The organism is Amycolatopsis samaneae, assembly GCF_039541975.1.
GTDB classification, from domain to species: Bacteria; Actinomycetota; Actinomycetes; order Mycobacteriales; family Pseudonocardiaceae; genus Amycolatopsis; species Amycolatopsis samaneae.
On sequence record NZ_BAABHG010000002.1, the window covers coordinates 462,999 to 482,386 of the forward strand.

Genomic DNA, 19,388 nt, shown 5'->3' on the forward strand with positions numbered 1-19,388 from the left:
AGGATGATCGCCCCGGATCTCACCAGTGCTCAGTGGCGCAAGTCAGCGCACAGTGGCGGCGCACAAAGCTGCGTCGAGGTCGCGACAGGCACGCAGTGGCACAAGTCTTCCCGCAGCGGCGGCGGTGAGAACTGCGTCGAGGTGGCCAACTCGGGGCGCTGGGCGGCGATCCGGGACACCAAGAACCGGGACGCGGGCACGCTGATCTGCACTCCCGCCGCGTTCACGGCCTTCCTTGCCGTCGCCAGGAAGGCGTAGCGGCGTAGTCGTCGTCGGGGACGCCGCGCTCGACGTCACGGCGCGGCACACCGGGCCGGTCGTGCCCGGCGGCGACCTTCGCGCGCGGGTGCGGTTCACCGGCGGCGGCGCGGGCGCGAACACCGCGCTGTGGCTGAGTTCCCTCGACGTCGACACCACGCTGGTCACGCGCGTCGGCGACGACACCGGCGGCGAACTGGTGCGCGGGGAGCTGTCCGAAGCCGGGGTTCGGTGCGCGTTCACCGTCGATCCCGAGGCGCCGACCTGCTGTGTCGTGGTGCTGGTCGACGAGCACGGCGAGCGCAGCATGCTCGCCGATCGCGGCGCGAACGCGCGTCTGCGCCCCGAGGACATCAAGATTCCCGACGGTGCCGCGCATCTGCACCTGTCCGGATATGTCCTCCTGGAAGAGTCGTCCCGCCCAGCGGGACTCGCCGCGCTGGCGGCGGCGAAACGGGCCGGGCTCACCACGTCCGTCGATCCGCAGGCCGCCGCGCTGATCACCGGCAGCTTCCTTGACGACATCAGCGGCGTCGATCTGTTGCTGCCCAACACCGGCGAACTCGTCGCGCTCACCGGCTCACCCGATCCCGAGAGCGCGAAAGCACTCCTGGACACCGTCGGCGCCGTCGCGGTCACCGCGGGCCGGGAAGGGGCGAGCTGGGTCGACCGGGACGGGATCACCACGGTGCCCGCCGAGCACGCGGACTGCGTGAACTCCACCGGCGCCGGGGACGCCTTCGACGCCGGTGTCCTCGCCGCGTGGCTCGCCGGAGCGTCCACAGTGGACGTCCTGCGGGCCGGGACGCGGCTGGGCGCCCGCGCGGTCACCCAGTCCGGGGCCCGGGTTCCCGGTCCGTGAATGCCACATTGAAGGACTCCGAGTCCCTCAATGAGGTTTTCTCACTGGGAGTGGTGAGTTCCGGCGCCCGGGGTGTGCTGAAGGACGCCTTCGCTGCCTTGCAACTTACGTTGTTAAACCATGTACGACTCAGGGTTGAAAAAGCGGCCTGGACCTGCGGTTCTGCGGGTCCAGGCTCCGCTGTCCCGTGTCCCGGCCTTGGCCGGGGATTACGGACAGGCTGCCAACGCTCCCGAGACCGAAAAATGGTCGCTGACCTGCGGTTTCACAACTAGGATTGATCGGCACGGCAGGTTCCTGCCCGTGCGGCAGGGTCTGTGTCGAGTCGCTGGGGGTTGTAGGTGAGGAGAGCGCTGAATCGTCGGGTATCCGATGCGGCCAGCGAGGGTGACCTCCGGCTGTCCGTCGTGATCTACGCACGTGCCTCGAACGATGGGAAGGGCCGTAAGGTCTCGATTGCCCAGCAGATAGAAATCGGACGACGCTGGTGTCAGCAGGCTGGGGCCGTAGTGGTCGCTGTGCTGGTCGACAACGACTTGTCCGCGAGCCGGTACGCGACCGAGACGCGCGGGGACTACGAGGAAGCGCTTCGGCTTCTCGCAATCGGTGAGGCCAACACCCTGTGGACGTGGGAGAACTCGCGTGCTCAACGCGAGTTGGGCACGTTCGTACGGCTGCGGAAGATCCTGGAAGACGTCGGCGGCTTCTGGGCCTACGACGACCGGCTGTACGACATGCAGGACCCCGACGACCGGATGCGTGTCGCCGAGGACGCGGTAGACGCGGAACGCGAGTCGGAGAAGCTGCGCAAGCGCGTCCTACGCGGCGTGGAAGCACGGGCCATGAGCGGAATGTGGGCCGGTCCGCTGTCCTACGGATACCGCATCGTCTACGACCGTGACACCGGCGAAGCTGGCCGGGAGATCGACGAGAGCACCCGCGACTACGCCCGGGAGATCGTGCTAACCCTGACCGAGACCGGAAACGAAACAGCACTGGCGAAGGACCTGGAGCGCCGCGGAATCCCCTGCGCGCGGGCGACCAGGTGGCGCGCCGATCATGTGCGCAAGCTGCACGCCCTGTCCCAGGACCCCGAAGGCTGGTCGAAGTTCACCGCCGCGCTGTTGCCCGAACAGCTCGACTCGGCATATGAGGCGCTGGTCAAGGTGCGCACCGAGTCGCCGTCTCAGGTGGCCAAGGACATGAACCGGGGCCACTGGACCCACCCGATGCCGGGCAAGTGGAACGCATCGAAGACGCGCAACATCGCGTTGAACCCAGCACTTGCCGGTCTGCGGGTGTACCGAGGGAAAGTCATCGGCAAGGGGACGTGGCCCGCGATCATCACCGAGGCGGAGCACGCCGAGGTGGTGGCGAAGCTGGGTGATCCCGCGCGGCGCAGCGTTCGAGACGGGGACCGGGTGAAGTACCTGCTCTCAGGAATCCTGCTATGCAGCGTGTGTGACGAACCGGTGACCAGCGCCAAGCCCGCCAGGCACCTGGTGTACCGGTGCAAGGTCGGGCACTTGAGCAGAAACATGGCGAAGACCGATTCGGTGGTGGTCGAGCGGTTGCTCGCCCGGCTCGCCTCGGATGTGGCGCGCGAGTTCTTCCGGTACGAGGGACAGGCCAAGGAACTAACCGAGGCGGTCAAGACGGCGCAGGAACTTCGCGCACGGCTGGACGGGTTCACCGACAAGGCCGCAGACGGCGAGCTGTCGCCGGAGCGGTTGGCACGGATCGAGGCGAAGCTCCTGCCGAAGATCGAAGCGGCGGAGGAACGCGCCCGTCAGATCGGAGTGTCTCCGGTGGTGGCAGAGCTGGTCGGCCCGCAGGCACCCGAGGTTTGGGAAACGCTCTCGATTACCCAGAAACGGGCGGTCCTGCGCGCAGTCGTGCGGCCCCGGCTGCTGCCTACGGTGGCTGGCCGGGCTCCGTTCAACCCGAACGCCATCGCCATGGCGTGGCTGGGACGGCCCGCACCGATCCCTGGCGTGGACGGCGCAGCCCTGGTAGACGACGCGGCCCCAGTGGACGAACCGATTCTGCGGGACGATGCCGCCCTTGTAGACAGCGCGGCCTGACCGGCCCAGGAACGACGGAAAGCGGCCCCGGTGCTCGAATGTGAGCACCGGGGCCGCTGTCGTCTGCGTTAGTTCTGCGGGTCGGTCCGCATCCGTCGCACGGCCGGGCCGAAGATCTGCCGCAACCGGTCGCGCTGGTCATCGGTGAACGGCTCCTGCGCGTCCTCTGCGGCGGCCTCGCGGACCACGGCGAGTTCGGCCGGGGTCAACGCGGAACGCGGGTCCAGCGGAACCGGGCCGGTCGTGGTGTCAGGCATCGAAGTTCCCCCAGTCCAACGGCTTGGCCTGCTCACGTACTGGTGACGACACCAGCGGGTCACCGTGCCGGTCGCGCGGGTCGGCCAGCGGAGTGACCTTCCGTTCGGCGGAGACGACCACGCCGAACGCGGCGAGCAGGGTGATCACGGCCGTGATGATACCGGTCACGGCGTTGCCCTGGTCGGACGTGACAAGCCCGGACCCGACGAGGCCGGACACCAGCGCGGTCAGCCCTCCGACGATGGAACCGGCGACGCGCAACGGAAAACGAGTGGTCAAGCGAGTACTTCCTTCCGGGTGAGGTACGACTCAAGGAGCCGAGGTCAGGCGGCGCCGAGGCCGAAGGAATGGGCGGCGGTGTAGCGGACGGTGGCCATCGCGGCGCCAGCGGGCACCTCCACCGGCCCCGGGCGGTTCGGGTCGAAACGCCAGACCTCGCCGCGCTCGAAACCGTTGTATCCGCCTCCGACGCCGTGGGCGGACCCGTCTGGGTTGGTGTCGCCGTAGAACAGGATCGCGCTGACGTCGACGGTCTGCCCCCACGAGCACGCGACATAGAGCCTGGTCCTGTCCTTGACGATGATGTCCGCGTGTTCGTCGGTGCCCGCCGGGGCAAGCATGCTGGTGTCCTCCAAAGGGTTCGGTGACGGCGAGGCGCCGCCGAGGATGAGTTGCGCGAGGGTGTGCCCGCCCACCGTGGCGTTGCGGTCGACAAAACCGGGGATGCCGGGGACGGTCCCGTTCTGGGTGTGCTGGTGCAGCGCCAGCCGCGGGTGTGCCCAGCCAGGGCGCCCGGGGTCGCCGTTGTAGTGGGCGACCCACAACCACACATCGTCGTCGGCCCACTCGTCAGGCCGCAGGACCTGGCTGTACCAACTGGCGTTCGCGTACACGAGCACCCGGCGGACGCCAGTCTCGGCGCGCAGGTGCCGGATGAAGTCGCGGACGAACCCGTTCGCGTTAGCGCGCAGTCCTGCGGCTTCCACGTCGAGCATCGGGGCGAGCGCGCCAGCGTCGAGCAGACCGGTGGCGCGGAGCTGGCCGGCAAATCGCGCAGCCTGCCCGGCGACATCGCCGGGCCGGGCGAAGTGGTAGCCGCCCGGGATGATCCCCGCGGCTCGGGCGAGAGGGACGCGGCCGGGGCTGGTGGTGTCGGTGAATCCTGTGCCCTCGGTCAGCTTGAACGAGCAGAACGACACTCCGTTGCCGCGCACTGCTCGCCAGTCGGTGACAGGATTCCAGTTCGAGACGTCAATACCGTAGTCGGTCAGTGGTCATTCTCCGTGCTGTATCGGGGTTTTGAGCTGCGCTCGCAGCGCGCCGACCTCGACCAGGAGTCGCGCATTCTCCGCGCGCAGCGCGCCGAGTTCGGTCTTCACGGCGGCGAGTTCGGCCAGGACATCGCGGGTGTGGGTGGCGCGGTCCTCCAGCAGCGCCTGATAGCCGGTGTGCAGGGCGGTCAGCGCCTGCTGGTCGCTGGCGGTGCGCGCGGTGCGGACCGCGCGGCGGGCGGCCAGGAGCCCGGTCAGCAGGCCGGTGGTGGGTCCGAGGACGGCGGCCAGTGCGGTGAGCCAGTCAGGAGTCAGTGAGCCACCTCCCTTTCACGCGGCGGTCAGCAGTGCGGTGACGTTGGTGTAGGCGGAGCCGCCGTGTTGCCAGCCGTCGCCGGGGCCGCCTGCCCATTTGATGACGCACAGACTGATGGTGCGGGTGCCAGTGAGGGTTCCGCTGGTGCCGGTGATCGGGTGGACGAGGCGCCCGCCCTGGTTGCCGACGAACCCACCGTTGATGGAAGTGATGGCCGACAGGTTCGCGCCGCCGACGGTCGGGCCGTCCTTGACCACGAGGTCAACTCCGGTTGGGCTGCCCTGCGAGATCCACGCTTGCCCGCTGAAGGTGAGCTGGTAGGGATACCCCGGGTCGGGAATGGCGATGGTCGACAGGACCATGCTTTCGTACTGGCCGATCTCGGCCCCGTCGATGCTGTCGGTCTTGTAGATCTTGGGTGTCATCTGGTTGAGGCGGGCGGCGGTGATGACTTCCCCCGCCCGCCACGGTGTGATCGGGATCGAACCTCCCTGGCGTTCATGGAGCCGGTGTTCAGCGGGCGGCGACCGGCGCGGGCGCGACGGTGACCGCGCTGCCCTCGGCGTGGGAGCGGGTCAGTCCGTCGACGCCGCGCGCGACGGTGAACGTCTGCGGTGACGCGGTTCCGGTGATGGCGGTGACGCGCATGGTTTCCCCGCCGACCTGGAGCAGGAACGGGAACTGCGAGGGGTGGGTCGCGGTGGTGATCCACAGTGGACCTCGGGTGGTGCGCACCTGGAACGTTGTCGTGGTGGCGTCCAGTGCGGTGGTGAGCTGTGCGTCGTCGGTGTCGGCGCGGGAGGGTTCGCCGTCCGGCTCGGGCGTCAGCTGCGCGGCCTGCCACGGTGCGGCGGGTGAGGCGTTGACCTCGGCGTCGATCCGGTACGGGCGCAGGGTTTCGGTGTAGCCCTGGGCGAGCAGCCCGACCGGGCCGGGCGGGTGCTGCGGCGGCAGCTCGGTCACGTCGAGGCGGTCGCCAAGGTCAAGGTCGAACCACGCGGGCAGCAGTGCCGGGTTGACGGTGAGCGCGAGCGTCACCTGCGGGTAACGCATCCCAGGATCGGTGCCCAGGTGCACCTGCCACGCGGCGATATCTGCCAGTTGCGCGTCACGCGCCACGTTCAGTTCGGCCTGGGCGTCGTAGCGGCCCCGGGCCCGCACGTGCGCGGTGTCGACGTAGCGGAAGGTGCCGCCGCCGGTGCGGCGCACGGTGACGTCGTTGTGCACTGACCGGTCGTCCAGCACCGGCGCGAACCCCGGCGCCAGGTCCCCGGCCCCGGCGTTGAGGATGAGCGCGGGCGGCTGGTTGTAGAGGGACATCCGGGTGCGGTACGACAACCCGGGCAGGGTGCGGGTCTCGGACAGGATTCCGCCGTCCGCTTCCGCGCAGGCGCGCAGCAGGTCCGGCAGCGTCGTCCCGGCACGTTGCGCGCCGAGCGGTTCGGTGTCGATCGCGCGCCCGGCCAGCGCCAGCGGGATCTCGTTCTCCGCGCACAGCCGCAGCAGCCGGGACCCGGCGGTCTCGCCGGACCAGCCGCGGGCGGCGTTCACCATCGCGGTGTCCACGTCCCAGGCCGCGTTGTCGCAGAAGAGATGCCCGATCGCTGTCCCGTTCAGGTCGGCGAACCCGGAGGGTTGCCCGACCCACCAGCCGCCACCGATGACGATTCCCTGCGGAGGGTTGTACAGCGTGGAGAACGGAGTGGTGTAGCCGATCCCGTAGGGCGCGTTCTCGTGATACACGGAGATGGCGGCGGTGGTGCGGTCCCCATCGCGGCGGAGACTGAACCGGCACAGCACCGTCACCCCGTTGAGGCCAAAGGGGATTGGGTAGTAGGGCACGACTTCCAGGTCGCCGCCGAGCGCGCTGCGGGTGCGCATCCGCAGCGCACCGTCCGGCCGCGTCTCCACCGAGTAGTAGGCGGCCACTCCCAAGCCGAGGCCGTAGAGGGTGATCACCGGGGTGTCCGGCGCCTTCACCCCGTCGGCGGGCAGACGCAACAGGAACAACGCCGTGTACTCGCCGACGTCGGCGTAGCGGGCGAACATCGCCGAGGCCTGCCCGGCACGGAACGCGGGCAACGGCCCAGACGCGTCCACATCGGACACCGCCCCGAACGTGACGTCCCCGGCCGGGGACAGCGGGACAGCACCTTCGGCCGGGGCGAGCTTCTTCACCCCGGCCGGGTCCTCGCACGGCCAGTAGTGGCGCGGCGGCAGCCGCCTAGCGCCTTGGAGTTCGGCGCGCATCGGCGAGGCCGGGACGGTCTTGTTCTGCTCCAGTCGCCGCAGCACGCCTGCGGCGGTCACCTGCACCACCGATTCACCCGGGTCACCCGAGGCCGGGTCGGACAGGTCCCCGTGCGGCCAGGACGGTGCCCACTCGGCGACGAACCCAGAGAACCGGACCAGCCGGTCCACCACCGCCGCGCGGTCCTCGACCGTCCAGGCCCTGCCTGCCGCGTCGGTGAACGCGCTCGCACCAGCTGCGACGGTGGTGAAGTCCGGCGCGGCCACCAGCGGGCCGCCCGCGCCGCGCCGGACCTCGACACGGTGGACCTCGTCCAGCAGCGAGCCCGCGACGCCGGACAGCTGGCCGACGCGGATCGGGACGTCGCTGGCGAACAACGACGTCGTGATCGGCGCCGCGACCTGCCCGGCCACCGTCCACGGCCCGCGGATCGACGACGCGGCGTAGAGCGTGAGCACCAGGCCGCCGTGCCCGTCGTCGGCCACCAGCGACACCCGCACCGCCCGGTGCCGCCGCCGCAGATGCGCCGGGAACGGCGCGAAGTACGGCACCGGCACCGTTCCATCAGCACTCCAGACGAACAGCAGATCCTCATCCGCAGTCGTGCCCAACGCCCACGACTGCTTCCCGCCGCTGGCGTCCCACTTTCCGGCCAGCATGACCCCGGCCCAGGAATCCAGCGCGGCTTCCACCCGCACGTCCAGGTCCCCCGTGACCGCCGAGCCCGCCGGGTCTGCGCAGGCAGCGGCGCCCTGACGTGGCACGGTCAGGAACGACCGCCCGGCGGGCACGCTCACCCGCAACGGCGTGCCGAGCACGACGTTCGGATAGTGCGGTGACCCCGGATGCGCCGGGGTGTAGGCACCGGACCGGTTGTCCAGCGTCAGACGGCAGGACGACGGCGCGACGTGCGCGGCCTCGTCCTGCCGTCCCCGGCTGATCGCGATCGCCTGTGACAGCACATCCGGGGTGAGATCCGTCCACGACCAGTAGACCGGATTCACCACCGCTGGCGCGTCGAACGCGGCTTCCACGCGCACGTCCACCACATCCCCCATGGCGGTGACCTCCTTCCCTTGCTCGGGTGGCGGCTGCTCGGACTAGTGCCCGAACGCCAACTGGACGTTCCCGCCGCCTTGCGCGTGCACGGCGCCGCGCAGCCAGGCGGTCAGGTGCCGGTCCAGGCCGGACGCGTCGATGACCACCGTGACGTTCCCGGCGTCGCCGGTCGCGCCACCCGGCCCGGACGTGGCCGGCCAGCGGCGGGCCGACGCGGTGGCCCCGCCAGCAGGCGATACCGCGGAGCCGGGAGTGACCGTGCCGCTCACGTCGAGCGGAAGCGCCTCGGTCAGGCCGGTGAGGTAGTCCCGGATCTGTGGTTCGCCGTCCTGGAGGCCCGCTAGCAGCCCGCCCATGATCAGCCTGCCGTTGGCGGTCAGCAGGACCTTGTCCCGCGAGGGCGGTCCCTTCCACGAGGTGATCCAGGAGGTCAGTTCGCCGAGTTTGTCTTTCACCCAGCCGAACCCGGCCGTGAGTCCCTTGATCAGGCCCCGGATGATGTTCTTCCCGGCGTCGATCAGCAGGCCGCCGAGGTCGCCGAGCAGGCCGAGGAGCTTGCCTGGCAGTTCCACGAACAGGTTCCCCAGGAACTTCAGGGCATTGCTGACGATGCCCTTGATCATGTCCCAGATCCCGCCGAGCATGTTCTTCAGCCCGGACCACGCCCGATCCCAGTTCCCGGTCAGGACGCCCATCACCACGTCGATGACGCCGGAGATGTAGCGCATCGCCCCGGAGATGACCGCCACGATGCCCTCGAAGATCGGCTTCACCAGATCGAACAGCGCCTGTATCACCGGCATCAGCATCTGTCCGATTTGGACGATCAGTGGAGCGATCGCGGTCACCAGCTGCGCGAACAACCCGGCGCCTTGGGTGATGACCGGCAGCAGCGCGGTGACCAGGCTGAGCAGTGGCGGCAGCAACGCGGACACGATTTGCAGTAGCGGCGGAATGATCGGCAGTAGCGCCGTCACGATCGACAGGAACGCCTGCGCGAGCGGCGGCAGGATCGGCAGCAGCGCGGTGAGGACCTGTCCGGCGATCTGCCCGAGCAGTCCACCGACCTGAGCGAGCACCGGAGCGGCGACCTGGAGGGCGCTTCCGACGACGTCGGCTAGCTGCTGGATCGTCCCGACGATGACCGGAAGCACCGGCATCAGCGCGTTCAGCGCGTTCAGCAGCACCGAGGTGAAGATCCCGGACAGCGCGGACACCAGCGGCATGACGGCGGTCAGCACTCGCACGAGCGCGCCGCCGATTTGCGCGATGAACGGTGTCAGCGCGGAGACCAGTTGCGCGACCGCCGGGGCCGCCGTTTGCAGCGCCTGCACGAGCAGGCCGCCGAACCCTTCGATCAGCGGCGCGAGAACCTGCGCGAGCTGGACCAGCGCGGGCGTGATCGCGGTGATGGCCGCGCCGAGCGCGCCACCGAGCGCACCCACGACCTGGGTCAGCGCCGGGGCCAGCGCGGACACGATCGGCGCCAACGCGGCCAGTGCTGGAACGAGCACCGCGACCAGCGCTTGAGCCGCCGCGCCGAGCACCGGGGCCAGGGACGCGAGGATCTGGCCCAGTGGTGCGATCGCGGGAGCCAGCGCGGCGAACGCGCTGCCCAGGATCGGGCCGAGCTGTGCAATCGCCGGGGCGACCGAGGTCACGATGGCTTGGCCGATCGCGGCGAGCACCGGCAGCAGCCCGGCGAAGATCGCGTGCAGTCCGGTGAAGACTTGCGACAGCGCGCCCGCACCCTCGGCGGAGCGGACGAACGCGAGCACCTGATCGGTGACCGAGACCAACGTGGACAGCAGCCCGCCGCCTGATGCGTTGGCAGCGGAGAAGACCGCGCCGATGATCTTCGCCAGGTTGCCGACCACGGTCACCAGGTCCCCGACTGCCGACAGCCCAGCCGAGAGCCATTCGCGTAGCTTCCCCGACTCCCGAGCTGCGGCGATGAAGTCCGCGAACCGCTGCGTGGCCTCGGCGAACCCGACACCGAACCCGGGCAGGAACTCCGAGCCCACAGCCGCGATGTCCCGCAAGGCTTGCAGCAGCGGCCGGACTCCGGCCGAGGCGTTGCCCAGAGACTGTGCGGTGTTGTCCAGGATGACGCGGACGTCGGCGACGGTCCGGCCCTCACGCGCGAACGTGGCGAACCCGAGCGCGCCCGCGTTCAGCCCGCCCGCGATCTGCCCCAGCTCGGCGCGCAGCAACGGCAGATAGGTGCCCGCCAGAACGGTGATCTCTCCCGCGACCCCAGCGAACAGCCGTTGCTGGACGACCTGCCGCAGCCCGATCAGCTCGGGCCGCAGCGCGCGGGCCGCGTTCGCGGCTGCCGTCATCGACGGCGGGAACGTCGCGATCGCCTCGGCGTACTTCTGCGGGTCGGTCTCCTTGAGCGCGTCGGAAAAGCCCTCGACCCCGAGCTTCAACGTGGCGACCGCCGCAGCGGCGGCGATGCCGGCCGCGGGCACCACCAACAACGATCCCGAGGCGGTAGCCGCCGCCGAGCCCAGGCCGCCGAGCACGGTCACGGCCTGGCCCACGGCGGCGGCCAGCGCGGCATACTTGAGCACCGACGCGCCCACCGACAACGTCATCGCGGTGAACTGGGTGGTGGTGCGGTTGAGCCCGTCGTTCAGCTCGCCGAGGCCGCGCGCGGTCGAGCCCAGCGACTTGTCCGCCACGACCTTGAGCGAGACCGACCGGCCGTTCAGCTCCCGAACGAGCCGCTGAAACCGCGTCTCCGCCGGGGCGGCGTCCAGCTCGGCCAGCAGCCGGACCGCGCTGTCGTTGCCCTCCCGCGCGGCGGCGCGGATCTGCTCACGGAGTAGCGCCGTTTGCACCTGCGCCGCCAGGGTGATCGCAGGAGCTTCCCGCTCGGATTGCCGAACCTGGTCCCGGATCTCCCGGCCCAGCCCTTGCAGGCTCGGCAGCAGCTTGAAGTAGGCGTGACCGACCGTCGCCACAGACGATCACCTCCACTTGACTCTTTGGTGGAAGTGCGTCTGAGAGCAGGGAACTGTTCCTACCTTTACCGAGAACAGTTCCCTCACGCATTAGGACGCAAAGATGGGTCCTTCGCATACACGCAGCGAAAGACTTTTTGAAAGACCACCCGAGTGGACGCTCTTTAGCGATTCGGCGACCAGTTCCCGGTACCCTTCACCTGGAACGATGAGGCGCTTAACTCGCTGTGAACAGCCGAGACGCCGTTACGAATCCCTGCCCACTTGTCACTTAGAGGAGAGTGTGTGCCTTGAAGCCTTCTGCCTCCAACAGGGCCATTGCTGACCTACTCGTTACGCATCCACATCGCGATCTCACGCAGACTCGTCGGCTCCGTTACCGGGATATCCGGCTGTTGGGAGGTGGCCAAGGTCCGTGGGCTGTTGAACGCCTCGATGGGGTCGGCGAGTTGGGCGTCGGTGACCTCCTGGCCGAGTGCGGTTGCGACGACGGCCCACAGCGCGGTGAGTCGTCGTTCGGTGACTGAGGCCAGCAGGTCGGCGCGGGTCCAACCGCCGCGCGGGTCGAGCACGCGCCAGACTGCCGCGTCATCGGGCAGGTGGGCGACTAGCGCGCACACCCGCCGGTAGGACAGGGCGCCACGGTAGAGGTCGAGCAGATCGACGCCGTACCGCAGCAGGTCCGTTTCGAGCGCTTCCGCGGTCGCCTCGTCCGCGAGGAGTGCGGCGACCGTTACAGGTTTCCCCGGCCCAGCTCCTTCATCACCACGGCGGAGAAGTCCTCGGCGTCCGCGGCTGTGCTCGCGAGGCCGCGCCAGGTGGCGTACTGGTCGGCACCGAGGATGAGTTTCAAGGCGGTCAGGTGCTTGCCGTCTTCTTCGGCTTCGAGCGCTTCGAGTGGGAACTCGGCTGGGCTGGGCAGGGTGAACCGCTTGCCACGCCATGACACGGCCAGATCCGCGCTGGGTGAGGCGGGTTTGCCGGTCGCTTCCGCGCGCTGACGGGTTGCCATGAAGTGGGCTCCTTCAGGTGAGGTATGGATGGAACGTTTGGCTCTCAGGTTCGCCAAGATGAAGGTTTTTGTAACTTTCCCCCTGCTTGCGTGTGACCCTGTTAGTGCTTGGAGCAGCAGCCGAAAGGAGCGATGCGGATGTGGGCATGGCTGATATGGCTGTTCGCGCTGTTCGTCATCACTGTGAGCGGGGCGGCCTCCGCGGTCGCCCTGTTTGTGACCGACAAGCCCAGGCGCGAGATGGCCTACCGCGTGCTGAAGCTCGTGCTGGGGACAGGAACTGGCGCTGGAGGGGTGCTTACTGCTGCCCTCAAGCTGCATGACGTCGGTCTGCTGCCGTGAATACGTGGGTCTCAGGTCGGCGTGTCCTCGCTGATCACGTCCAGCAGGCCGGTGGCAACCGCTGGTGCGCCCATCAGCACGGCGGGGTCGTTGGTCAGCCACACCGCGACGAAGGTCTTCCCCTTCGGTGGTGCGAGAGCGGCGAAGGTCATGCCCCACCGGTTTTCCGCGACGCGGCTGAACTGGGTGTCCTGGGTTTCGGACACCTCGGCGCGCGGCAGCCACAGCCGGTGGCTGTAGATCTCGGTGTCGGACACGGTGTCGGTCCAGTCGATACACAGCGCGCGGACGTCACCACGGGGGACGGCGCTGATCTCGGCGCGGTAGTTCTTCGGGGTGCCGGTGCCCACGGCGGCGAACTTCATCCCGCCGAAGTACGCGGACAGCACTTCGCCCTTGGTCTCCTGGAACACCGCCGCCACGGTGAACTCCAGGGACTTGTAGATGTAGCGGGCGGGCGTGAGCTGCTGCCAGTGCTCGGTGCCCTCGCGCTCTACTTTCCGGTTCAGCGTCGTACCGTCCGATGTGGTCAGTCCCAGTCCCGTCCAGGGAGCTGCCAGAGGAGAGGTCGCGTCGGGCGGTTCCGGGGTGTCGGCCGGGGCGATCGACACTTCGCCTGTGCCAGGTACGCGCACGAGCGCGGAATTAATTGCCATATAAAGGGAATCCTCCAAGAATGATCATTCGCGGCACTCTTCCGAACGTGCGGTTTCTGAGTGCAGTAGATTATGATCTGCGCACAATCGAGTAACGAATCTCTCATGGCTGCAACGCTCGATAAGCAATGGGCGACCAATGTGCATGGGAAGCGTGGACTGGACAGAGCGAGAGACGATCTCGGCTTTTCTTAAGTATCGTCCGCCGCAGGGCGGAGCGCATTGGGTTTCCTGTCTAATTGCCGTGCTGCGCGATGCGAGACAGGCAACAGGACGTAACCTTAATACCGGGGAGGTTGAACCGGAAGAGGTGGAGCGCGTGGGCTGCTGGCTGGGCGCCGTCGGATATATGACGATGTTCGACCTTGTCGGCAGCGTATTCAAACCGGCGCATGCGATCGAACTTGCGGGCCAGCCCTTCATTCGAACGCTACAGTACTTTGCTCCGGAAATCGGCGAGGTCGAGCGGGACGCTCTTTACTCCTTACGTTGTTCGTTCGTTCATGACTTCTCGCTAGTGAACGTTCCTGCGACAGGGAGCCAACAAGCCCGCGAACGTCGTACCCATCACTTCATGCTCAACGACGCCGACGAAACTGGGCCAATTGTCAAACTTCCGCCGCAACGATGGGACGGGGACCTGAATCATGTCCGACTGCTCAATGCGACATGGGTAAACCTGCGCTCACTCGGCGACTTGGCCGAAGAAGTCTATAAAGAATTGGTTATGCTTCATGACAACGGGGAACTAGTTCTCGCACTTTCGGGCGGGCTGGACGAGCTCAAGCGTCGGTATGCAATGACTGTTAGACCGGGACTCCGTTTGCAGGAACCTTGAGGCCCTATGCAGGTGTCCGGGCGTAGACGGTGACGGCGGCGGTTGCCAGCGGCGCGGCCGTGTAGGGATCGAGTCCAGCGACGGGCGCGGCGACGGGTTCCCCGCGGAGCAACGCGGTGGCTGACTGCGGCGCACACAGCAGGCCGAGCGCGACCCCGGCAAGGTGCTTCGCCGCGTGGGTGTCGCGGTGCCAGCAGGTCAGCCGGATGACCGCGCGCTGGACGGCGGGCCAGTCCCAGCTGTGCCCGTCCTCGGCGACCAGCAGCCACGGCAACGACGGCGGACCGCCGTCCGTGCCGCGCCCGGTCTCGGTGGAGATCTTCACCCCGCCGACAGCCGGATCGGACACCGCCGTGAACAGGACGCGCAGGCGACGGACCACGAGTTCGGCCGCGTCAAGCGGGACCGGTACCAGCGGGCTCACCCGGCCTCGTCCGGGTCGAGCCCGGTCACCTCGAACCCGTTCGCCTCGGCCGCGCGCTTGAGCAGGCCGTAGCGGGCTTCCATGCCGACCCCGGCGGGGTGGGCGATCGCGACTGTGGCGGACACCCGGTCGGTCGGGTCCTCGGTGACGACCGTGACCGGAAGCCGTTCCTTGTTCTTGACGCGGTGGCCTTGGGCGTCGGCGGTGGCGGCCACCCGGTGCGCGGCGGCGCGGATGGCCTCGGCGACCTCCGGGGAGTTCAGCAGTTCGCGCGCGCCGTCTGAGTCGATCGTGATCCCGAAGATGCGCGGGACCGCCAAGGGTCAGCCCTCCGTGTGGGTCAGGACGGTTTCGTAGTGGACGAGGCCGGGATGGGGCGCGAACCGGGCGGGTTCGCCGTCCACGGTGAAGGTGCGGCCGTCGTGGACGACGCGTTCGCGCGGGTGGATCGGGTCGGTGGTCAGCAGCCACCAGCCGCTGGTGACCGGTGCTCGCCCAGGTGTGGGGTCGGTGCGGCTGGCGCGAACCGAGTCGCGGGGCAGCAGGAGCCCGGCGACGGCGCGGCGGGGTGCATCGGGCCCGTAGTCCAGGGTCGGGGTGGGGTTGTCGTAGGCGTCGGTGACTTCGCGGGGGCTGATGACCACGAGCTGGTGCGGCAGGTTCACAGCGGCGGTTCGTCCCAGGGGAAGGGCTCGGCCAGTTGGCCGTCCGGGTTGAGCACGGGCAGGGTGCGCGGTGGCGCGTTGTCGGGTTCGGCGGCGTAGGGGGTGCGGACCGAGCGCAGGCCGCTGCGGCGGCCGACGCGCCGCAGGACCTTGTGTTCGGCGTCGGTGAGGTAGACGCCGGTGGTGGTGTCGTCGCCGTAGCGGTAGGTGTACTGCCCGGCGGTCTCGCTCTGGTAGCCCTCGGGGTTGCGCACGGCCCGGCGCGCCGCCTGGCACACGACGGTGACGACGGCGGGCGGGACGGTCGGCGAGAGCAGGTCGGGCGGCAGCTCGGCGCGCACGAGGTTCGAGGCGTCCACCAGCGCGGTCAGTGCGCGAGCCTCGGCGTCGGGGCCGGTGATGGTGACTCCGGGGCGGGCCTTGAGCTGCGTGAGCGTCGCCAGCGGTTCCGGCTCCGCGGCTTGGGTCACGCGGCGGTGGTGGTGATCCGCACGGCGCGCTTGACCGCGCCGTCGTCCAGGGTGGTGCTCGCGCCCGCCAGCGTCGAGACCACGCTCCGGTCCTGCTGAAAGTTCGGGTCGTAGTCGCGGATGAGCCGCAGGGCGAAGTCGTTGTAGGTCATCGCCTGCCCGAACGTCGCTCCGGCCGGGACTTCCTGCGCGCGGGTCACGAGCGGGAACGCGGTCTGGTGGTAGGCCACGGCGCTGCCCTCGGCGAGGTAGTTGCTCGGCAGCACGGTGAACCCGTAGAGACGCCCGATGATCGCCTCGCGCAGCGCCTGCGGTGAACCGGAGGCGTCGACCGGGACCAGGCGCTTTTGCGGGTCGTTGAGCAGCATGGATTCCACCTCTGACGATACGGCGAACCACCGCTGGTCGAAGGGGACGCCCTGCTTGTTGAGCATCGCGCGGGCCTTGATCATCTGGGTGTGCACGTCGCTGCCGTCACCCTTGACCGTCAGGCTGGAGGTCAGCGCGTTCATCTGCGCGGCCACCATGGTTTCCACGCCGGTGGCCACGCTCTTGGCCTGCGGGGTCGCGACCTGCTTCACGAAGTCCTTGACCTGCAAGGTCAACTGCTCGTCGGGGAGGTTGATTCCCTTGTACAGGTAGGTGTCCAGCTTGACGTCAACGGACTTCTCGTCGGCGTCGTCGACGACGATCGGCTTGCCCTCGGCCCGGTTGAACGTGCGGGCCGGACCGACCACGGTTTCGGTGCGGACGGTCACGGTGTCGCCCTGCTTGCCGGTGAAGTCGGCTTCGGCGTCCCGCCAGGTCGTTCCGGCCAGGACGGTCTGCTGAGTCAGTGCCGCGATGGACGCGGCCGAGATCTGTTTCGGGGTAAGGAAATGGTTGGCCATAGGCGGTGGTGATCCTCCACAAGGGGACGGTGGGAAAGGGACGCGGGGTGCTGGTTACTTGCCCCAGACCAGGCGGCTGATCTGCTCGGGGGTGTCGGTCACCGGCTCGGCCGGGGCGCTGGCAGCCGGACGCAGCGTTTCCACCGGCGGCCGTCCCGCCGGAGCCCGCGGAGCCGGGACAGCGGCGGTGACCAGTGCGGAGATGACCTCGGCCAGCGCGGTGGCGTCGGCGGCCAGCTCCTGTTCGGTGGTGCCGCGCAGCCGGGCCGCGAGCGCGTCCGGCAGGTTCGCCGCGCGGACGACGGTCAGCCGGGCCAGGTCGAGTTCGGCGGCCTCGGCCCGCTGCTGCGCGGCCTCGGCCTGCGCGGTGAGCTGCTGCGCCTGCTCGCGCAGCGTCGCCACCTCCGCAGGCTCGGCGGGCTGCTCGACCGCCACGGCCGGCCGGGGCGTGGACGTGTCGGGCTCCGGCTGCGCGGCAGGCGCGGCCGGGGTGGTCTCGGCCGGGCTCGGGTCGGTCATGGGTACGGACCTCCAAAAGGGACGGGTAGGTGCGGGTGGAGGGTCGCCCGCCCGGTTTCCTCGCGGGGACAGCACGGAGTGGCTGTGAGGGGCTGTCCTGGGAATCCGGGCGGGCGGCCAGTCTGGGGGAAGCGCTTACGCATTGCGGGCGGCGTCGTGCGCGCGCCGGAACGCGCGGCGGGCCGCTGCGCCGGACAGGCCCTTGGTGGACTCGGCCCACACAGCGGCGAAGCGCTGGGAGGTGCCCGGCAGCACGGCGGTGCGAAAGAACGGTTCGGCCTGGCAGCCGCACCCGTCGTGGTAAGGCTCGTCGGTGCCGCCTCGAGTTCCGGCCGAGCGGCGCGACAGGTAGACCGCGCCCCGGCTGGCGAGCATCGCGCACCACCAGCATGGATCGGCGGCGGTGACGCGCAGCCAGCCGCGCGCGGCCGGGTCGGCGCGCAGCGCGGTGTCCACCACCGCGCGACCGGCTGCGAGCGCGTGCCGGGACGAAGCCGCCGCGACCCCCGGACCGGCCCGGTCGAGCGCGACCTCGGGGGCCAGGCCGCCCAGCAACAGCCGGGTGACCGCGCGGGTTCCGGTCACGCGCAGGGACGTCACCGCGCGGTCCCGCCACGGCGCGGAAGTGCCGGCCGCAGCGGAGCGCGGCGTGAACGCCGGGGCTGCGGGCACCTCGGCCCGCCGGAACGTCCGGTAGTAGTCGGCGGCCAGTTCGGCGGAGTCCTCGCGGTGCCGTGCGAGCGTGGCGAGGATCGGCCTCATCCACGCCTGATCGGTCAGCCGCAGCGGGTCCAGCGACCGCCAGAGGTCCAGCACTTCGGCCACGGCGCGCGAGGCGAGGCGGCCTTGCGCGAGCCGATGCCGGGTGGTGGCCGCTCGCCCTGCCGGGGTGGTGGCCACGGCTCACCTCCCGTCCGGGTCGGTGGTGGCGCGGGCCAGGGAATCGGCCAGCAGCGCATGACCATCGACCGGGCTGGGCATGTGTTCCCATCGGCGGACGTCCTGATCGGTGACGCCGGGCAGGCGCTCCCACGTCGCGCGCGGCGGAACGTCGAGCATCTGCACGGCCTTGCCCCAGGCGTCCACGACGGCGGCCAGGGACCGGGTCGAGGTGTCGCGCCAGCGGGCCACGGCCGTGGTGTCGAGCCACCCGGCCTCATCCCCGGCCGCGAGGCAGGACAGCCGTAGTGTCTGCTGCCACGACTCGCCGTAGGCGGTCTTGCGTTCGCCGACGCGGTTTTGAAGGCCCGCGTCGGCGGCGTCGATCGTGTCGGCCGCGATGTTGGCCAGCGACCCGTGTAACTGGTGCGCGGGGGTCTGGGTGATCGCGGCGAGGTGTCGGAGGATCTGCTCCAGCACGGCCACATAGCCGGACAGGTCGGTGGACTCGAACGTGCCGAACCGGGTTTCCGGCGAGTCGGAGTGCAGTAGCCTGTCCGGCCCGATCGGCGGTTCCTCGTCGTCGTCCAGCTCCAACCCGGCGGCCCAGCGCTGCCGGTGCGCGCCGTGCTCCCCGGTCGTCATCAGCAGGAACGTCTGGTAGTTCAGTCGGTCCTGGATATCCAGCACCGGCTCGACCACGCCGGGGCTGTCGCCGTCGAGGTCGTCCTCGTCCAGGAACCTGACCACCGGGCACACGCCGAGCCCATGCTCAGCGTGGTCGAGATAGCCCGGCCCCTTCCCCGGCTCGTTCTCCGCCAGGGTGTAAACGGCCTGGTCATCGAACAGCCGGTAGACCTGGCGCGGGCCGTCCGGTGCCCACGACGTTTTCCGCTGAAGCGCGTAGATCGGCCAGTGGTCGGCTTCGTCGGCGTAGACGGCGGTCAGATTGCGCGGCGAAACACCCCGGATCACCGGGACGGGATCGCCGGGCAGCACGGTGGCGAAGGCATGGCCGTACTTCAAGATGGCGCGGTGCACCGCGGACTGGCGTCGCCCCATGCCGTTCTGCTGCCAATGCCACCACCCCAGCGGCTCGTCCGCCTGGTCGTCACCCAGCGCGCGGTAGCCGTCCACGAACAGGTTCTGCGCCAGGAGTTGCACGAGCAGGCGGCACCAGTTCGTGCGCGACCGGTCCAGCATCCACCGGTACGCCGCACGAGCCGAACGCGGCGCGAACGGCAAATCATGATCACCCTTGACGTAGCGGTGGATGCGCTCGTTTCGGCCTTGGTCCGGCCATACGGCTTCGATCCGGCGAGCGATATCGACGGCTTGCACAGGTGACGAAGGCAGTTTGACCAC

At 69.4% G+C, this 19,388-nt stretch carries 23 protein-coding genes; 6 read left to right on the plus strand and 17 right to left on the minus strand.

The features are described 5' to 3' along the window. The first annotated feature begins 3 nt into the window (after positions 1 to 3). From ABD987_RS05315 to ABD987_RS05325, 3 genes are all read left to right on the plus strand, one after another. A complete protein-coding gene (locus tag ABD987_RS05315) occupies positions 4 to 258 on the plus strand; it encodes a DUF397 domain-containing protein (protein ID WP_345387523.1) in 255 nt (84 codons plus the stop codon). Further along, complete coding sequence (locus tag ABD987_RS05320) at positions 236 to 1,120, plus strand: carbohydrate kinase family protein (RefSeq protein ID WP_345387525.1); 885 nt, start codon at positions 236 to 238, stop codon at positions 1,118 to 1,120. Before ABD987_RS05315 ends, ABD987_RS05320 begins: the two co-directional genes overlap by 23 nt. Before the next feature lie 407 nt (positions 1,121 to 1,527). Next, a complete protein-coding gene (locus ABD987_RS05325) occupies positions 1,528 to 3,204 on the plus strand; it encodes a recombinase family protein (RefSeq protein ID WP_345387527.1) in 1,677 nt (558 codons plus the stop codon). Positions 3,205 to 3,272: 68 nt separating this feature from the next. Here the strand turns inward: ABD987_RS05325 and ABD987_RS05330 are convergent, their stop codons facing one another. The 3 genes from ABD987_RS05330 to ABD987_RS05340 are packed head-to-tail and all read right to left on the minus strand — an operon-like array spanning position 3,273 to position 4,733. After that, the gene (locus ABD987_RS05330) at positions 3,273 to 3,461 is read right to left on the minus strand and encodes a hypothetical protein (RefSeq protein WP_345387530.1); all 189 of its coding nucleotides are present in this window, start codon (positions 3,459 to 3,461) and stop codon (positions 3,273 to 3,275) included. Next, positions 3,454 to 3,741, minus strand: coding sequence for a hypothetical protein (locus ABD987_RS05335; RefSeq protein WP_345387532.1), 288 nt, complete (start codon positions 3,739 to 3,741; stop codon positions 3,454 to 3,456). Before ABD987_RS05335 ends, ABD987_RS05330 begins: the two co-directional genes overlap by 8 nt. 44 nt (positions 3,742 to 3,785) lie before the next feature. Next, positions 3,786 to 4,733: a glycoside hydrolase family 25 protein gene (locus ABD987_RS05340; protein WP_345388265.1), complete on the minus strand. Its 948-nt coding sequence runs from the start codon at positions 4,731 to 4,733 to the stop codon at positions 3,786 to 3,788. Between the two features lie 12 nt (positions 4,734 to 4,745). Here ABD987_RS05340 and ABD987_RS05345 point away from each other — a divergent pair, with 12 nt between their 5' ends. Beyond that, complete coding sequence (locus ABD987_RS05345) at positions 4,746 to 5,051, plus strand: hypothetical protein (RefSeq protein ID WP_345387534.1); 306 nt, start codon at positions 4,746 to 4,748, stop codon at positions 5,049 to 5,051. 12 nt (positions 5,052 to 5,063) lie between these two features. Here the strand turns inward: ABD987_RS05345 and ABD987_RS05350 are convergent, their stop codons facing one another. From ABD987_RS05350 to ABD987_RS05370, 5 genes are all read right to left on the minus strand, one after another. After that, on the minus strand, positions 5,064 to 5,474 hold the full coding sequence (locus tag ABD987_RS05350; RefSeq protein WP_345387536.1) for a hypothetical protein: 411 nt from the start codon (positions 5,472 to 5,474) through the stop codon (positions 5,064 to 5,066). An 88-nt stretch (positions 5,475 to 5,562) separates the two neighbouring features. Beyond that, positions 5,563 to 8,358 (minus strand): hypothetical protein, encoded by a 2,796-nt coding sequence (locus tag ABD987_RS05355; protein WP_345387538.1) that lies wholly within the window; start codon positions 8,356 to 8,358, stop codon positions 5,563 to 5,565. A gap of 42 nt (positions 8,359 to 8,400) precedes the next feature. Continuing rightward, positions 8,401 to 11,328 (minus strand): phage tail protein, encoded by a 2,928-nt coding sequence (locus ABD987_RS05360; RefSeq protein ID WP_345387540.1) that lies wholly within the window; start codon positions 11,326 to 11,328, stop codon positions 8,401 to 8,403. A 326-nt stretch (positions 11,329 to 11,654) separates the two neighbouring features. Continuing rightward, positions 11,655 to 11,900, minus strand: a complete 246-nt coding sequence (locus ABD987_RS05365; protein ID WP_345387542.1) for a hypothetical protein — start codon at positions 11,898 to 11,900, stop codon at positions 11,655 to 11,657. A 161-nt stretch (positions 11,901 to 12,061) separates the two neighbouring features. Further along, positions 12,062 to 12,340, minus strand: coding sequence for a hypothetical protein (locus ABD987_RS05370; protein ID WP_345387544.1), 279 nt, complete (start codon positions 12,338 to 12,340; stop codon positions 12,062 to 12,064). A gap of 108 nt (positions 12,341 to 12,448) precedes the next feature. Between ABD987_RS05370 and ABD987_RS05375 the strand changes: the two genes are divergently transcribed. Continuing rightward, on the plus strand, positions 12,449 to 12,682 hold the full coding sequence (locus ABD987_RS05375) for a hypothetical protein (RefSeq protein WP_345387546.1): 234 nt from the start codon (positions 12,449 to 12,451) through the stop codon (positions 12,680 to 12,682). Positions 12,683 to 12,693: 11 nt separating this feature from the next. On the opposite strand, the gene ABD987_RS05380 is transcribed toward ABD987_RS05375, so the two are convergent. Beyond that, positions 12,694 to 13,338, minus strand: coding sequence for a phage tail tube protein (locus ABD987_RS05380; RefSeq protein WP_452039172.1), 645 nt, complete (start codon positions 13,336 to 13,338; stop codon positions 12,694 to 12,696). Positions 13,339 to 13,492: 154 nt separating this feature from the next. Here ABD987_RS05380 and ABD987_RS05385 point away from each other — a divergent pair, with 154 nt between their 5' ends. Beyond that, complete coding sequence (locus tag ABD987_RS05385) at positions 13,493 to 14,176, plus strand: hypothetical protein (protein WP_345387550.1); 684 nt, start codon at positions 13,493 to 13,495, stop codon at positions 14,174 to 14,176. 4 nt (positions 14,177 to 14,180) lie between these two features. On the opposite strand, the gene ABD987_RS05390 is transcribed toward ABD987_RS05385, so the two are convergent. From ABD987_RS05390 to ABD987_RS05425, 8 genes are all read right to left on the minus strand, one after another. After that, on the minus strand, positions 14,181 to 14,600 hold the full coding sequence (locus ABD987_RS05390) for a hypothetical protein (RefSeq protein WP_345387552.1): 420 nt from the start codon (positions 14,598 to 14,600) through the stop codon (positions 14,181 to 14,183). Further along, positions 14,597 to 14,920, minus strand: a complete 324-nt coding sequence (locus ABD987_RS05395; RefSeq protein WP_345387554.1) for a hypothetical protein — start codon at positions 14,918 to 14,920, stop codon at positions 14,597 to 14,599. The genes ABD987_RS05390 and ABD987_RS05395 overlap by 4 nt, the downstream gene beginning before the upstream one ends. A 3-nt stretch (positions 14,921 to 14,923) precedes the next feature. Continuing rightward, positions 14,924 to 15,265 (minus strand): hypothetical protein, encoded by a 342-nt coding sequence (locus ABD987_RS05400; RefSeq protein ID WP_345387556.1) that lies wholly within the window; start codon positions 15,263 to 15,265, stop codon positions 14,924 to 14,926. Then, positions 15,262 to 15,735 (minus strand): hypothetical protein, encoded by a 474-nt coding sequence (locus ABD987_RS05405; protein ID WP_345387558.1) that lies wholly within the window; start codon positions 15,733 to 15,735, stop codon positions 15,262 to 15,264. The genes ABD987_RS05400 and ABD987_RS05405 overlap by 4 nt, the downstream gene beginning before the upstream one ends. Then, positions 15,732 to 16,625: a major capsid protein gene (locus ABD987_RS05410; protein WP_345387560.1), complete on the minus strand. Its 894-nt coding sequence runs from the start codon at positions 16,623 to 16,625 to the stop codon at positions 15,732 to 15,734. The genes ABD987_RS05405 and ABD987_RS05410 overlap by 4 nt, the downstream gene beginning before the upstream one ends. 54 nt (positions 16,626 to 16,679) lie before the next feature. Further along, positions 16,680 to 17,144, minus strand: coding sequence for a hypothetical protein (locus ABD987_RS05415; protein ID WP_345387562.1), 465 nt, complete (start codon positions 17,142 to 17,144; stop codon positions 16,680 to 16,682). Between the two features lie 135 nt (positions 17,145 to 17,279). After that, the gene (locus tag ABD987_RS05420) at positions 17,280 to 18,044 is read right to left on the minus strand and encodes a VG15 protein (RefSeq protein WP_345387564.1); all 765 of its coding nucleotides are present in this window, start codon (positions 18,042 to 18,044) and stop codon (positions 17,280 to 17,282) included. A 3-nt stretch (positions 18,045 to 18,047) separates the two neighbouring features. After that, positions 18,048 to 19,388, minus strand: coding sequence for a phage portal protein (locus ABD987_RS05425; RefSeq protein WP_345387566.1), 1,341 nt, complete (start codon positions 19,386 to 19,388; stop codon positions 18,048 to 18,050).